We start from the raw sequence: 14,605 nt of genomic DNA, 5'->3' as shown, positions 1-14,605 counted from the left end.
GGGGAAATCGCCGCACTCGGCGCAGGTGGCGAAGCCTTTGCCGTCCGCACACTGTCGTATCCGGCATTCCAGGGACGCCGCCAATGCGTTGTGAATACCGCCCCAGCAGCCCTCGCATCCCACTTCCTCGGGCGATACGGGCCGTCCGACCTCCTGGGTGAGGTTCGCGGCGACCTGTCGGCGAAAGGCGTCGTCGCCTTTCTTGAGTACCCGAAAATCCGGGCAACCGCCACAGATATTCCCGCATGGTCCGACTTCCGCTCTGCGCATCGTCATGTTCCTTCCTCACCATCATCAGGCATCAGGCGTGCCGCAGACCTTGATGGATCCATGCTACTCCACGCTCACGGCGGCCACAACCCCAACATTGTGATGGGCCTTCCAACGGCAACCGACACGGCGTGACGATGGCATGGCTCGGAAGATGGGTGAAAATACGCAAAATGAACCGACGGCAGGGCCATACGCCGCATCAGGCCCGTGAAGGTCCGATAGAATCCGCCACCAGCCCGTCCGGCGTATCCACCGTCGGATGGCATGGCGGTTGCTCTATCGTGTCTTGAGGGAGGAAAGGAAACTGCGGGTTTCGGCCGACGGGTGGATCAACGGGATGCGTTGGGCATGGCGGTGGGACGGCCGAGACCGGCCTGGGAGGAAGGGATGGAAGAGGCTCGGCGGGGCAGCGCACTGCTGCCCCGCCGAGGCGCGTTTTTACCTGCAATGGCGGCCGACCGGCGTCGGCTGCGAGATGTTATTGGGTCTTGAACGTGAGGACCGCGGTGTCGCTCTTCTTACTGCCGGCAATCGTAAACGTCATCTTATATTTGGTGCCCGGCTGGAGTTGCACGCCTTCGACCATCTCGTTCCGCAGGTTGACCACCTTCAGGTTGTCCGGCGGGGCGCCGAGATTGTACGCCTCGCCGGCCTTCATCAATGTCTCAACCTTCTGATCCACCGGAAAGACCGCGAAGATCGCCTGTGCACCATCCGCCTCGAAAATGTTGATGATCGTGTTGGTAATCTCGCCGTACTTGGCGGGATCCTTCAGTTCGAACGAGAAAACCGGTGCGACGCTGACCGGTTCGCCGATCTCAAGAATCCCGTCGTCTCCCTTGACCGCTTTCTTGAACATGCTCTTGCCGGCCGCGTGGCCGTCAAGACTCACCTGCGGCACGCTGTCTTTCTTGGTCATGCTCAGGCCGCTTTTGTCGCAGCCGCCGGCAAGGACCAGACCGCAAAGGACCGCCAGACCGAGGACCAGGCGCGAGGAAATCCGCAACATTCGTCACCTCCATGTTGGAAAAGAAAACCCTTACCCGTCGGCAGGCATTCTACCGGCTGATGACCGGCGGGTCAATCGGCAGCGGCGCATTGCCACTGGGAATCCCCAAGCGGTCGGGAAACTCGGTCGGCTGAACCGGCGGACCCAGCCCGAACTGCGGCGAGGTGTAGTACAGTTGCGCCATTCCGCCGTACTCCAGGAACGTCCAGTAGCCCTGGCCGATCCGCAAAGCCAGCATTTGTACCGGCCCCTCGACCGCCGCCTGCTCGATCGGTTCCGCCACTGCGATCTGCGCCGACCACTCGTGAAAGCTCAGCCGCAGGCGTCCCGGATCGCCGGGCGCCAGCGACACCGCGCCGGCTGAGAACGGCAGCGACCCGACCGGCGCGAACTTCGCCCAGGACAGGCGGTGGTTGACCTCGAACGGGTCCAGCAGCGGGATCGGCAGCCGCGACAGTCCCGCCTGCCTCAGTTGCCGGTCGATCACCGTCCGATACGCCTCGGCCCGCGCCCGCGACTTCAACTCGAACGGCACCGGCAGTACGTCAAGCCGCACCGGCGTCGGCCCGGTCGACCAGAGCACGCGAAACTGCGGGGCCAGCACGTCGGTCGGCCGAAGCGGAAAGATCGCTGCGCCCTGCGACCAGTCCTGGCCCGCGGCGACCCGCCCAAGCGCCGCCTCATCGCTGAGGGCCAGGTGGAAGTAGACCGGCGGGATCAGAAAACACGCCGCCGTCACCACGGTGCCAAATCGCAACGAACCTGTCGGACGGTCGCGCGGCGTGCCCGGTTCGTCCGGCTCATCCGCGCCCCACGCCATCGACGGCGGGGCCTCGCAGCGCGGGCACGAAGCGGACTGGCGGTCCTCGTCGAACAGCACCCGCCCGCACGCGTGGCACCAACCGTCGAAATCGAACCGCCGCAGGTGCTTGAGGATGTCCTGCGAAATGCCTTCCGCCAGCAGCGCCAGACCCAGATTGACCACCAGGAACAGCGGCAGCGCCACCAGAGCCGTCGGCAGCGGGATCACCGGCACCACGAAGTATCCGCGCCGCGCCGCCAGCAGGCCGGTCAGAATCGCGTAGGCCAGCACCAGCCAGAAGCGCCGGCGCCGGTGCGAGTCGAAGATGGCCGAGACCGCGATCGGCACGAACCACACCCAGCTCATCACGATCCAGTACGGATCGATCAACGGGTCGGCCAGCGTCCAGAGCCGCGGCTGCTGCACCAGCCAGTAGACGACGACTCCGACCGCCAGTATGCCCGACGCCAGCACCGGCCGTTTGCGGATCAGGTCGTATCGCATCCTTCGTCCAATTCGCCGATCAGTACGCCCCGAACTCCAGGGCGGTCTCGATGAACACGCGGTAGTTCTCGAGCGTTCGCGGCGAGAGCGGCGTGTTGATCGGCGCCGCAGTCGGCATGATCACGTAGCCGCCGCCGGCCTTCGCCTGCTCGAACGCATCCACTACGAACTGCCGCACCTGCTCGGGCCGCCCGTGCTCCAGAAGCTTCAGTTGGATGTTGCCGAACAGGCACACCCGGTCGCCGATGCGCTTCTTGACCTCGCCCAGCGTGATGTCGCCGTCCGGCGGGGCTTCGATCGGATCGAGGGCGTCCGGTTCCGTTTTGATAATCTCGTCGAGCACGCGGGCGATCTTGCCGTGGCTGTGCAGCCGCATCTTCGCGCCGTACTCGTGAAGCAGGTCCGACATCCGCCGCACGTACGGCGTGACAAACATCGCGAAATGTTCCGGCCCCAGGTACGGCGGCGTCGCATACTCCGGTCCGCAAATGCGGAATACCACCGCCGTCCAGTCCACGCCCGCTTTTCGGCCCGCCTCCAGCACCGCCCGCAGATGGGCCATCTGCCGTTCGTGCTCGACGTCCAGCAGATAGCGCATCCGATCGGTCTCGGTCAGCGCGAGGATCAGAAACTGCCCCATCTCGTACAGATCGGCGGCCACGCAGATCGGGTCGGACAGCGACGGCATCATGATTCCCCGATCGCCCAACCGCCGCTGAGTCTCGGCAAAACCGCTCAGGTCCAACTCGGGCAGCTCCCACGAGATCGCAAGGTACCTGTCGAGGTCGTCGATCGTCTTGAGCAGATGTTCGAGCGTCCAGGTGGTGTAGATGTCGTCGTCGATCCGATGCTCGCTCGAAAGGTCGCCTTTGGACGTATGGTACACGGTGCGGATGAATCGGGACGCCCCCTGGCGATGCTCGCGATACTCGACGCAGTCGCCCTCCGGCGAACCGTCGGTCGTGCGCACCGCATCGGCTGGGTTGCTCAGCCGCGGCCCCGGCAGGTACGCCATGTACAGACAGTCCGTCTTCTCCCGCACCAGGTCCATTAGCGGCGCGTAAGACGCCTGCTGATTGTACCAACTGTGTTCGTCGAAACCGACCAGCTCATAGGTGCTGATCGGCACCCGGTCGGTCGGCCCGATCGCCAGGGCCGAGAGCAGCCGCTCGCGTGAAGTCATGTCTATTTCCCGCCTCTGCCGCGTTTCTCGAACATCTGGGTCAGCGCGATGATCCGCACCGCGAGTTTCGACGCCAGAAACTCGGTGACCACCTGCCCGGGCGCCGGCATGGTCTCGACGATATCGGCGCCGACGATGGTCCTCGTGCGGGCAATCTCGGTCAGCAGGTCGTTGACCGCGTACCAGTCCAACCCGCCCGGCTCGGGAGTCCCCGTGCCTGGAGCATAGGCCGGATCGAATCCGTCCATGTCAATCGTCAGGTAAACCTGGTCGGACAGCGCCTCGATCGCCCGGCGGATCGAGCCTTCGCGATCGCGGTGGACCTGCTCGCCGAAGACCACCGTCGCTCCGCTTTTCTTGAGATACCGATGTTCCTCCTGCGAGACGTTGCGGATGCCGACCGAGACCGTCGGTATGCCCATTTCGTGGACCCGCCGGATGATGCACGCGTGCGAGAAGGGGCTGTTCTGCCACGCGGCGCGCATGTCCAGATGGGCGTCGATGTGCAGAACCGAGAGGCCTTTGAACTTCGGCTTGTGGGCCCGGATGATCGGCGAACTGATGCTGTGTTCGCCGCCGAGGGTCAGCAGGAACTTGCCGTCCGCGACGAGTTTTTTCGCCCGGCGGAAGAGGGCGTTCATCGTCGCCTCAGCCGAACTGACGTCCGGCTCGAAGAAGTCGAGCGTGGCCACGCCGGGCTGGTGGATCTCCCGGCCGAGCTGCGGATCGAACAGCTCGGTCTGCCGTGAGGCGGCGATGATCGCCAGCGGCCCTTCGCGGCTCCCGGTCCGGAACGAGACCGTCGCGTCGTACGGCACCGGCCAGACCACGTAGCGCGCCCGGCGATAGTCGGCGTCGGATGCGGGCAATCCCAGAAAGTTCAGCGGAAGCGAATCGGTCATTTCCAAAGGTCCTTGAGTTTGGGGTATTTGTCCAGGAACGCCTGGGCCCGATCCCACTGCTCGCGCAGCCGCGGGCTGCGGCGTCCTTCTTCGATGAATTGGTTGACCAGCGACTCCCGCCGGCCAAAGAGGCGCTTCGGCGGAAGCGGCGGCTGCTTCGACAGCACGTAGCCCGCCAGCAGCGGAAACGTGATCGACGCGCACGAGTAGACCACCGCGTTGTTGACCGCGGCGTCCTTGATCTTGCCCCAGCTCTTGGCCTCCTGCGGCGTCGCCCCCGACAGCCCGCCCCAGTGCGGCGCGTCGGTCGTGAGCTGGATGAAGTAGTCGTGCCCGCCGCTGGCCAGGTCCTTCTGGAACGCCATCCAGATGATCGGCTGGGTCTGAAGGTAGAAATTCTTGGGCGACCCGCCGCCCAATTCGACCACGCCGTTCTTCTCGGCGTTCCAGACGATTGCCGTCGTCTCCATCAGGTCCATCATCGGGTCGATCAGGATTCGGTGCTCATGGATGTACGGCACCACCGCGGCGATCGCCACCGACGAATCCGCGGGCGAACTGGTGTAGACCGGCACGTCGTGCTCGGCCGCCGCGACCAGGAACGATTTCTCCGGATGCGGCGCCACCTGGCCGAACACGCGGCCCAGATGGTGATGCAGCTGCGCCGTCGAGATCGGCGTGTCGGCCGGGATCGTCATCAGCGCGTTGCGGAAAACCTCGTCGGTCACGTCCAGCGACTCGTCTTCCGTGATGAACACGTCGTAAATCCGAGCCACGCCCTCCTCGGCCAACGCGTTGTCGTCAACCGCCCAGTGCCCCTGCACCATCGGCAGATCGAACGGGCGGTGCAGATCGTGGTAGATATTGGCCCCGGTGCTGATGATGAAATCCACGAAGCCGTTTCGGATCAGCTCGATGATCGGCCCGGACATCCCGATCGGCGTCATGGCCCCGGCCATCGTCAGCGCCACCGTCGTCCGGTCCTCCAGCATCCGGCAGTAGATCCGGCACGCATCGGCCAGCCGCCGGGCATTGAAGCCCGAATGCGCGTAGATTTTCTCGATCAGGTCCACGACCTGCTGCCCGCCTTCGACCTTCAGCGGTTCGATCGCCTGGCCCGACAGCAACGCGTCCCTGCCCCCGTGATGTCCGTCCTCCCCGCCCATCATTACACCTCAAGATTACTGGACCGAACCACGCACACTCCGCTCCCTCGCGGTCGCGGCTCTCCGAGGCGACGTCAATCTACTCGTCGTCCGCGGGCACGAACACCGCCGCCGCCACCACCGCCGTCCACAGGCCCGTCTTGTCGCCCTCAGCGGTCTGCACGATCGCCCGGCTCTCGACGATCTGGCCCGACATGCGGTAGATCTCCCGCCGGGAGTCATAGTCGGTATCCGGGTCGAACTCGATGCCCAGCGTGGTCGCCAGCATCGTCGCGGCCATATCCTCAACCAGGTCGCCGCACTTCTTCTCCGTCAGTCCGAACCCGTGGTGCTCCGAAATGTACCCGTAGTTCTGGCCCGACGCCGGCACCGCCAGACCAACGCCCGCGCAGGCCAGCCGGTTCGGCTCATTGGTCCGGCACTCGGCCAGCACCACGTGCGTCACCTGGCCCGGCTGAAGCTTCTTGATGCCCCGGTTCTTGCCCACGATCTTGCACCCCGGCGGGAAGATCGAACTGACCTTCACCAGGTTCAGATGCGCGATCCCGGCGTTTCGCAGCGCCGCCTCGAAGGCCTGCAGGCTCGTCTTGTCCTTGCCCACGCCCTTCGTAAAGAACATCATCTTCGGCACACGGCTATTGCTCATTCTTTTTTCGTCCTCGCACGATCGACTTGCCCGTCCGCCTGACCCTTGCGCAGGCGGTTAGCGTATTCTATTAGAGTTACTCCCTCCAAGCAAGAAAAGCTTACACCAATCATACGCGGCCGTGCCTAAGTTTTCAGTCCCGCAGCCCGGTAACCTCGTCGCCAACGCCTGCTTCAGGAGGCCGACCGCTCCCCCTCCTGCCACCGTCTCGCCATCGCCACCCGCTCGTGGATCGGCGGATGATCGTAGTAGAAGATCACCACCCAGCGCGACGGGCTCGGGTCGGCCAGGTTCTGTTCGGCGAGGGCGTCAAACGCCCGGATGAACGGCTCGGCCGAGCCGGTCCGTTCCAGGGCATAGCGGTCGCTTTGACGCTCGAAGTGGCGGCTGATCGCGTTGAGACCCGGTCGCAGCAGGAACGAGAACAGCGACATGACCAGCGCCACCACCGGCAGCCGGACGATCGATTCGGCCACCGCTTGGCCCGAGGCGCCGGCGAAACCGTCGAGCAGGACGTACAGCAGGGCAAACAGCATCCCGCTAGCCAGGGCGTGGACGACCAGCAGCTTCGGAAAGTGCCGCCGCACGTGGTGGCCCAGTTCATGGGTGTAAACCACGTCCAGTTCCTCCGGGCCCAGCTTGTCCAGGATGGTATCGCCCAGCAGCACCCGCCGGGTCCGGCCCAGGCCGGCCAGCATGGCGTTGCCCTTCCGCGTCGTTTTGCTCAACTCCAACCGGTAGACCCCTTCCACCGAAATCCCCGTCCCCTCCGAAAGCTGCCGAAACCGCTCCAGCAGGCTTTCATCCTCCAGCCGCTCGCTCGGATAGAACAGCGGCAGGATGACCACCGGAAACACCTGCGCCAGCAATACCGTCAGCAGCATCCACGCCAGCCACGACCAAAACGCCCAGTACGGCACGTACCACACCGCCGTATAGAGCCCAGCCACCAGAACTCCCAAAAGCACGCCCCACAACACCACCGCCTTGGTATGCCGCCACAGCCACTGGCCGAGACTCTCGGTGCTCAGATCGTACCGGTGCTCCAACCGGTATCCGCCGAGGTAGTCCAGCACGAACAGCGCGGCCTGATACGAAAAGTACAGGATCGCCCCGAACACCAGCAGCAGGGCGTACCGGTTGTTCAGACCAAGTCGATCCACGACGACCGCCGCCAGGTAGACCCACACGACCAGAAACAAGATCGTGCAGACCTCCTCGAGCACGCCGAGCTGCAACTGGCTCTGCTGATATGCCTTGGCCCGAACCTGTTTACGCCCATCATCCGTTTGGTTCTGTTCCATGCACTTCTCGCTTTTCCCTCGGCGTTTGCGCGCTCGCGTCCGCCGGCCCTCAGTCCAGAAGCTCCCGGTACAGCCGGTCGATATCATCCACCAGACGCTCCGGCGAAAACCGCTCGACCACCGCGCGACGGTCCGCCTCGCCGACCGCGGGCAACGCGTCCCGTTCCAACAGCTCCCGCAGCGTCTCGGCATAGGCGTCCGCCGTATTGGGCGACACCACCCGGCCCGTCGCCGGACCAATCACGTCGGGTACGCCGCCGACCGCCGGCCCGATCACGTACCGTCCCGCCGCCTGGGCCTCCAGAAGGGTGACCGGCGTACCCTCATTGTCGCTGGTCAACACCGCCAGATCAACCTCGCGGTAGAACGCCGGCAGGTCCTCCACCAGACCCGCCAGGTGCACCCGCGACGAAAGGCCCAACTCCGCGATCCGCCGGCGAAGCTGCGCCTCCAGCGGGCCGGTCCCGCCGATCAGAACGTGTACGTCGCGCTTCGCCAACAACCCGCCCAGGCTCGCGACCGCCTCGATCAGCCTCGCGTGGTTCTTGACCGGCACCAGCCGGCCCAGCGAACCGATCACCACCGCCGTCTCGGCGATCCCGAACCGCCGCCGCCATGGTCCGCCCGCTGGAAGCGAGAGGAACCGCTCGAGCGGCAAACCCAGTTCGATCACCCGGATATTCTGAGCCGGAGCCAGGGCGAACCGCTGCTCCAGGTCTTGGGCCAGGCGTCGGCTGATCGTCACCAGCCGGTCGGTCATCTTCGCCAGACGCCGCTCAGCCTTCAGGACCGCCCACTGCACCGGCGGCGAAAAGTACCCTTCAAGCACGTGGCCGTGGAACGTGTGAACCAGACGCCTCGCCCCCGCCTCGCGGCCCGCCAGACGCCCCACCAATCCCGCCTTGGCCGTGTGCGTGTGCACCAGGTCCGGACCGAACCGCCGCAGTATCCGCCGCACTTCCACCATCGCTGCGGCGTCGCGAACCGGGTGGATGCTGCGCCGAAGATGCTCGCAGAACACCACCTCGCAGGGATACTCCCGCAGCAGACGGTCGAACGGCGGCTCGTGCGGTTCGCAGCGACCCGCGATCAGCAGAGTCTCGTAGCCGCGGGAGGAAAGCAGGTGCGAAAGCAGGACCGCCTGGTACGCCGGCCCTCCGACGTTCAGCCGCGTGATCACCCTGGCGATCCTGCGGCTCATGTCCCCACCCGGACGTCGCCGGTCAGCACCAGCACCGCCCGACCGACCAGGTAGCCCACCACCGCGCCCAGAAAAATATCGCTGGGCCAGTGGTGCAGGAAGACGAACCGGCTGACCGCGCAGCCGACGGCCAGCACGTAGAAGATCGCGCGGTGCGCCGGAAAGTGACACGCGAACACCGCTGAAATTGCGAACGCGATCGCCGCGTCGCCCGAAATGAACGACTGGTCCTTGTACGCCGCCGGCGAGAAGATCGTGCTCAGGCTCATCTCACCGAACTTCTCCGTGACGTTCTGGAAGCTCTCCGTCCAACGCGTCCCCTGGAACCACTTCGGGCGAACCCGTGGAACCGCTATCTTGCCCAACCACACCGGCACCGCCACCAACGTCGCCGCCAGCAGCAGTTGCATGATGAAACGCCACTTCTCGCTTTTGGTCCCGGCAATCAGACACGCCCAGACCAGCAGCGCCAGCGCTACCACTTCCTTATAGTAGCTGAAGAACCCAAAGACGTGCTCGGCGGTATCGTGCACCTTCTTCGACCGAAACTTCCAGTAGCGAAGCATCGAGTCATCCATGAACTGGGCGATCAGGAACCAGATCGCCAGAACCGCCGCGGCGATCAGGACCAGCTTGCCGATCGTCGTCTTCCAGTCGATGCCGCCGCCTTTGGGGCCGCCTTGCTTCATGGGTCGATCCGGAAAGGTTGGAAATCCGTTGCCAACGGTCTACGGAATGGTCTGTTCGACCTCTTCCGGCCGGAAGTGTTCGCCAAGGTACGTCTTGCGGACCAGCTCATTTCGCACCAGTTCCGGCGGACGTCCCTGGGCCATCAGCTTGCCCTCGTGGATGATGTACGCCCGGTCCGTCGTCCGCAGGGTCTCCCGCACATTGTGGTCGGTCAGCAGGATGGCGATGTTGTGTTCGCGCTGCAGCCGCTTGATCTCCCGCTGGAGATCCTCCACCGCCTTGGGATCCACACCGCTGAACGGTTCGTCCAGCAGGATCAGCGCCGGCTTGATGACCAGGGCCCTCGCGATCTCCAGCTTTCGCTTCTCGCCGCCCGAAAGCGTCCGCGCCTGCTGGCGGCGAAGCTTGAGCAGTCCGAACTGGCCCAGCAGGTGCTCCGCCGTCTCCCGCTGCTGGCGACGCGAAATCCGCAAGGTCTCCAGGATCGCCAGCAGGTTCTCCTCCACCGTCAGGCGGGTGAATACCGAGCTTTCCTGCGACAGGTAACCCATCCCCAACTGCACCCGCTTGTACATCGGAAGGTCGGTCACGTCCTGGCCGTTGAAGACCACCCGGCCGCCATCCGGCCGGATCATCCCCACCGCAATCCGGAAGGACGTCGTCTTGCCCGCCCCGTTGGGGCCCAGCAACCCCACGATCTCGCCCTGGCCAACCTGGAACGAGACCTCGTCCACCACCGTCCGCCCCCCGTACCGCTTCACCAGGGCGCGGGCTTCCAATAACACAAGAGGGTCCATCATAGACTTTCCTTGCTTGTCCATCCAACCGACCGCAAACGGCCGGCGCACTGCCGATCGAAACGTGGAATTATACCACCGCCGACGGCCCGCCAAAAGGTTTACTTGATCGGATGATCGGTCCTGAAAGGGTCCGATAAGGAATCAGTCGTCACCCTCGTACAGGTCCACAAGCTGACGGCTTGTGACGAAGCTTATGTTCTCCAGGGCCTCGAGCTCGTCCAGGAAGGCGGTGAATTTCGTCCAGTAGTCGTAGGTATCGCTGTCGCCAGTGTACCAGCCGTGGAACAGAGCCACCAGCGGCCGTCCATTCTGTCGGCACTCCTGAACCGCCGCTGAAAGCAACTCGCCGAACTGCTCGGGAGTGAACTGATGGGCCATCGCACAAGAAATGTCACACAGGTAAATCAATTCTTCTTCATGACTGGTCGTCGTGATGGCCAGAACGTTAAAACTGCGTCCATCAGCCGGCACGGGGTCAGCCTGCGGAGTGAACCCGTCGGCGTCCTGCACGCCCACCTTGTATCCGCTGTTGTACTCGAACTCCAGTTCGTCCAGTATTTTACAGGTGTCGGCGTTCTGGCTGAAGTACTGCGGACGAAAACCCACCACCGGTTGGCCAACGCCGCAGGCGGCACAGCCCTTGACCGCGGCCAAGGCTCGGCAGAGCACATCCTTCTGGTCGTCGTAGGTCATGGTCGCCAGTTGTTCGCCGGTCGAGTAACCGTGCAACGCGATTTCGAAGCCCTTACCGTAAAGCCCGTGCACCTCGGCTGCGTGCGCACTGGCGAAATCGGCCGAAACATAGATCGTGGCGTTGATACCCCGGCTCTCAAGCTCATCGGTCATCCGCTTCAGCCCGGTCAGGTACCCCTCCCCCTCCTGCAACTCGGCATCGACCTGAATGTTGACGTAAAACGCCGATGGATCAAACTGGTTCGGATCCGTCGTATTCGGGTCCAGAACCGTCGAGCAGCCCCATCCCGATACCAGACTGATGCCGACCGACACCACCCACGCCACGTTCCTTGATTTGAGCATCTTGACCCTTTCTACAATGGACCCTTCCTGCCCCCGCTGAGGGCCACCACGGCCTGCACATTCGGGGATTAAAAGGAGCATTGTACGGGATCAGCGGCCAAAATCAACCGCCATAGGCGCCACAGGAGCCTTCCACTGCGACGCTACTGATCGCAGGGAGGCGAATCGGCGTTCCATCGCACGATTCCACCGGCGATGTTGTAAACGTGCATGAACTCCAACTCCTGCATGATCGTCAGGGCTCCAGCCGCCCGCCGGCCGGTTCGGCAGTAGATCAGGTAGGTGGTCTCCCTGTCCAGGGCTTCCAGCTCCTCCCGAAAACTCTCGGCGTAGTAGTCGATATTGACCGCCCCCTCCAGATGCTCAGCCTCGTACTCGCTGGGGGTGCGGATGTCGATGATCACGAAATCCCCATCGACCGGCGGGGCCTGGATCAGTTCGCAAGCCTTCGCCGGCGTCACGTCCTCGATCGTCTGCCCGGGAAGCAGCGTCCCGACCACCTCCAGGCACCCGGCTCCGGGCAGCACGGCGGCAGAAGCCAAGCCCAGCGCGATTACGAACACGCGATACCAGCGGCTCCGTCCCATCGCAAGTTCTCCTGCTTCTTTGCTTGTTCGTTACCCGACACAACGCCCCTGACCCCGCCTCCTTTGCTCTTATGCTGCCGTCACGGCCTCGTCAAGCGGTCTGACCAAGACCAAGCCGATGCGCATACAAAGACCCCTGCCGCCATGGGCCAGGGGTCTGCCGTAAACGCTATTACGCTACTGCGGCGCCGAACCACCGCTGAACACCGCCAACCCCAAGGCACCCAGCAGGCTCAGGGCCATCCCCGGGCAGCAACCCGAGACCAGGACAAGCGTCGAAACCAACACCAACGCGATCTTTCCCACGGCGAAACGGGGCTTCATCGGACACTCCTTTGAAAAGGGTCACCACGCCAAGCACACAGCTTACCATCTGTGTTTTCGGCAAAATCCCCCGAAAAACTTCAGCCCTTTCCACCGGGGAAGACGCTCACGTCGCGCCGGCCATCCCGCGTTTCACGCCGCCCCCTAAAAAGAACAAGGCTGAGGATCCTTTCGGAACCCTCAGCCTTTGTCTTTCATCCTATCGCTGATGAGCTAGCTCTCTTCTTGTCGTAATCAGACAAAACGTAGCGTAGTCACCATCGACCTTGTTCTGGCAGATCACAGCCGCCCCATGGGGTGCCTTACTCCACCAACCGCCGTCGCCGAAGCATCATGTTTCTCGACTGCGGCAAGGTCGTCATGAACTTGCGTTCATGTTCTGCTGGTTAGGCAGCCGGAATCAGACCGCCGAGCAGGCTGTTGACCAGCGTGCCAACCGCGCCATCCGGACCCAGGATGGTGTCCATCAGGCTCGAACCGGCGGCGCACAGCCAGCACTTGGGCAGACCGGGCAGACACTGGCAGCCAGCGATCGCCGCCAAAATCGCAACCGAAGCAACTTTCTTCATCGTACTTACCTCCAATTGGGTTAGAAATGTGAACGTCTTGGAGCAACCCGCCTTAGACGGCCGGAATCAGACCGCCCAGCAGGCTGTTGACCAGCGTGCCAACCGCGCCATCCGGGCCCAGGATCGTGTCCATCAGGCTCGACCCCGCGGCGCACAGCCAGCACTTCGGCAGCCCCGGCAGGCAAGCACATCCGCCGACCGCCACCAACGCCGACAGCGATAACACTACGCGCTTCAACATTGCAAATACCTCCATAAACAGAAACAACAGACCTGAACTTACCAAAACCAGATCTCGATCGCCTTTCATCCAAGGGCGATCGAACCCAAAGAAACTAACGTCACGATCCCCAATGGATCTGTTCGGCAAACGTCGATCACAACTCCCGGCCCTGCGGATAGACTACTCTTAAAGCCTCCTCGGTCGATTGTCAACAAAAAACCGCCCGAGTCGCCTCGCCGACCAACCATCCCGGTTCGCCGTTACCTCGACGTTACCTGCCTCGCCAGACGCGACCCCGCGTTTTCGTCGCCGCGGAACCCGCGCCGTTGTTTCCTACTCTCCTGCCTACCTGGTTGTCAAACAACGTCCTGAATGAGTGCTTGTGCGTAAATATTCGTAGTTATTTACTCCCACGCCGACATCGTGTCAATGAAAAAACCAAATTTTCTGCACGCCGTCGGACGCACGCAAACGCACTGCTCACGGCGTTTGCTCAGTATATATAAGCTAGTTTCGGCATTTGTCAAGGAAAGTTTTAATCATTCTGGACAAAACCGCCCTCAACATGAAAGTCGACTACAGTTCCTTAATTCACAACGACTTACACGCCAACAATATCGGCTCCGATCTCGACTCCAATCCCCCTCCCGACCCTGTGCCGCCTCCTCGATCACCTAACACCTGTACGGCGTCATAGTCCGATAATCGTCTCGCCGCCAACCCACACGGCAAACGTTGCACTCGCGCCGCCTGCGGGCGCAAACCCGTTGACGGCCAACGCCCGTCGTGATAGGATGGCGGCCATCAACAGCCACATCCGCGGCAACCGCAATGCATGGGAGAGAGAGCAGTGGGAACTGTCCAGGTCATTGCGGGCGCGATTGTCGGTGCGATTATGGCCGCTCCGAGCACCGCTGCGCCCCACGAGCTTAGTCAACGTTTCGGAGTGGTCTTCGATTCCCAGCGGGTCCAACGGTCGCTGGCCGACTACGACCATCGATCGCTGGGCGGGTTCGGCTGGTGTCTCGACGGCTTGGCCGATTCCCCGGGGCCGCTCCTCGGAGCCGTCGATCAGCCGATCCAGTACATTCCCACCGTCGGCCGCAACGCCACCCCTCCCGCTCCCAATGCCGTCCGCGATCTGATCCAAGCCCATCCCGAGCTGTACCCGCCGGGGACCGTCTGGATGATCGGCCACGAACTCGGACGTGACGGTTACACCTCGGTGCCCGGCCAGGCCGCCCAGCCCTTCGATCACGAAGCCTACGCCACATCCTTCAACGCGTGGGCCACGCAGATCAGGAACGCAGATCCCACGTTCCGCATCATGCTCGGCGCGATGATTCCCGGCGACGACACCGGCTTCGTCCACGATAACACCGCC

At 63.3% G+C, this 14,605-nt stretch carries 17 protein-coding genes; 1 reads left to right on the top strand and 16 read right to left on the bottom strand.

Features of this window, described 5'->3' with window-relative positions; translation table 11 throughout:
- The 16 genes from GXY33_08685 to GXY33_08610 form a co-directional block, all read right to left on the bottom strand.
- Positions 1-270 (bottom strand): DUF3795 domain-containing protein (locus GXY33_08685; GenBank protein ID NLX05206.1); only part of this gene is annotated, 270 nt, incomplete at its 3' end.
- Between the two features lie 481 nt (positions 271-751).
- Positions 752-1,282, bottom strand: coding sequence for a hypothetical protein (locus GXY33_08680; GenBank protein NLX05205.1), 531 nt, complete (start codon positions 1,280-1,282; stop codon positions 752-754).
- Positions 1,283-1,331: 49 nt separating this feature from the next.
- Complete coding sequence (locus GXY33_08675) at positions 1,332-2,588, bottom strand: hypothetical protein (protein ID NLX05204.1); 1,257 nt, start codon at positions 2,586-2,588, stop codon at positions 1,332-1,334.
- Between the two features lie 19 nt (positions 2,589-2,607).
- Complete coding sequence (locus GXY33_08670; protein NLX05203.1) at positions 2,608-3,771, bottom strand: hypothetical protein; 1,164 nt, start codon at positions 3,769-3,771, stop codon at positions 2,608-2,610.
- 2 nt (positions 3,772-3,773) lie between these two features.
- Positions 3,774-4,673: an agmatinase gene (gene speB / locus GXY33_08665; protein ID NLX05202.1), complete on the bottom strand. Its 900-nt coding sequence runs from the start codon at positions 4,671-4,673 to the stop codon at positions 3,774-3,776.
- Positions 4,670-5,839, bottom strand: coding sequence for a deoxyhypusine synthase (locus tag GXY33_08660; protein ID NLX05201.1), 1,170 nt, complete (start codon positions 5,837-5,839; stop codon positions 4,670-4,672). Before GXY33_08660 ends, speB begins: the two co-directional genes overlap by 4 nt.
- A gap of 79 nt (positions 5,840-5,918) precedes the next feature.
- Complete coding sequence (locus tag GXY33_08655; protein ID NLX05200.1) at positions 5,919-6,485, bottom strand: arginine decarboxylase, pyruvoyl-dependent; 567 nt, start codon at positions 6,483-6,485, stop codon at positions 5,919-5,921.
- Between the two features lie 173 nt (positions 6,486-6,658).
- A complete protein-coding gene (locus GXY33_08650; protein ID NLX05199.1) occupies positions 6,659-7,789 on the bottom strand; it encodes a M48 family metallopeptidase in 1,131 nt (376 codons plus the stop codon).
- 49 nt (positions 7,790-7,838) lie between these two features.
- Entirely contained in the window at positions 7,839-8,990 is a 1,152-nt protein-coding gene (locus GXY33_08645) for a glycosyltransferase (GenBank protein NLX05198.1), read from the bottom strand.
- Complete coding sequence (locus GXY33_08640; GenBank protein ID NLX05197.1) at positions 8,987-9,679, bottom strand: phosphatase PAP2 family protein; 693 nt, start codon at positions 9,677-9,679, stop codon at positions 8,987-8,989. The genes GXY33_08645 and GXY33_08640 overlap by 4 nt, the downstream gene beginning before the upstream one ends.
- A 39-nt stretch (positions 9,680-9,718) precedes the next feature.
- On the bottom strand, positions 9,719-10,477 hold the full coding sequence (gene lptB / locus GXY33_08635) for an LPS export ABC transporter ATP-binding protein (protein ID NLX05196.1): 759 nt from the start codon (positions 10,475-10,477) through the stop codon (positions 9,719-9,721).
- A gap of 144 nt (positions 10,478-10,621) precedes the next feature.
- Positions 10,622-11,518 (bottom strand): polysaccharide deacetylase family protein, encoded by an 897-nt coding sequence (locus GXY33_08630; protein ID NLX05195.1) that lies wholly within the window; start codon positions 11,516-11,518, stop codon positions 10,622-10,624.
- Positions 11,519-11,661: 143 nt separating this feature from the next.
- Positions 11,662-12,105 (bottom strand): rhodanese-like domain-containing protein, encoded by a 444-nt coding sequence (locus GXY33_08625; GenBank protein NLX05194.1) that lies wholly within the window; start codon positions 12,103-12,105, stop codon positions 11,662-11,664.
- Positions 12,106-12,282: 177 nt separating this feature from the next.
- Positions 12,283-12,429 (bottom strand): hypothetical protein, encoded by a 147-nt coding sequence (locus tag GXY33_08620; GenBank protein NLX05193.1) that lies wholly within the window; start codon positions 12,427-12,429, stop codon positions 12,283-12,285.
- A 386-nt stretch (positions 12,430-12,815) separates the two neighbouring features.
- Entirely contained in the window at positions 12,816-12,998 is a 183-nt protein-coding gene (locus GXY33_08615; GenBank protein NLX05192.1) for a hypothetical protein, read from the bottom strand.
- Positions 12,999-13,050: 52 nt separating this feature from the next.
- Entirely contained in the window at positions 13,051-13,239 is a 189-nt protein-coding gene (locus GXY33_08610; protein NLX05191.1) for a hypothetical protein, read from the bottom strand.
- A gap of 832 nt (positions 13,240-14,071) precedes the next feature.
- On the opposite strand from GXY33_08610, the gene GXY33_08605 reads away from it, so the two are divergent.
- The coding region (locus GXY33_08605) for a hypothetical protein (protein NLX05190.1) at positions 14,072-14,605 on the top strand (534 nt) is incomplete at its 3' end.

The sequence above is a fragment of the Phycisphaerae bacterium genome, assembly GCA_012729815.1.
GTDB lineage: Bacteria > Planctomycetota > Phycisphaerae > JAAYCJ01 > JAAYCJ01 > JAAYCJ01.
This window is presented reverse-complemented; position numbering and strand designations above follow the sequence as displayed.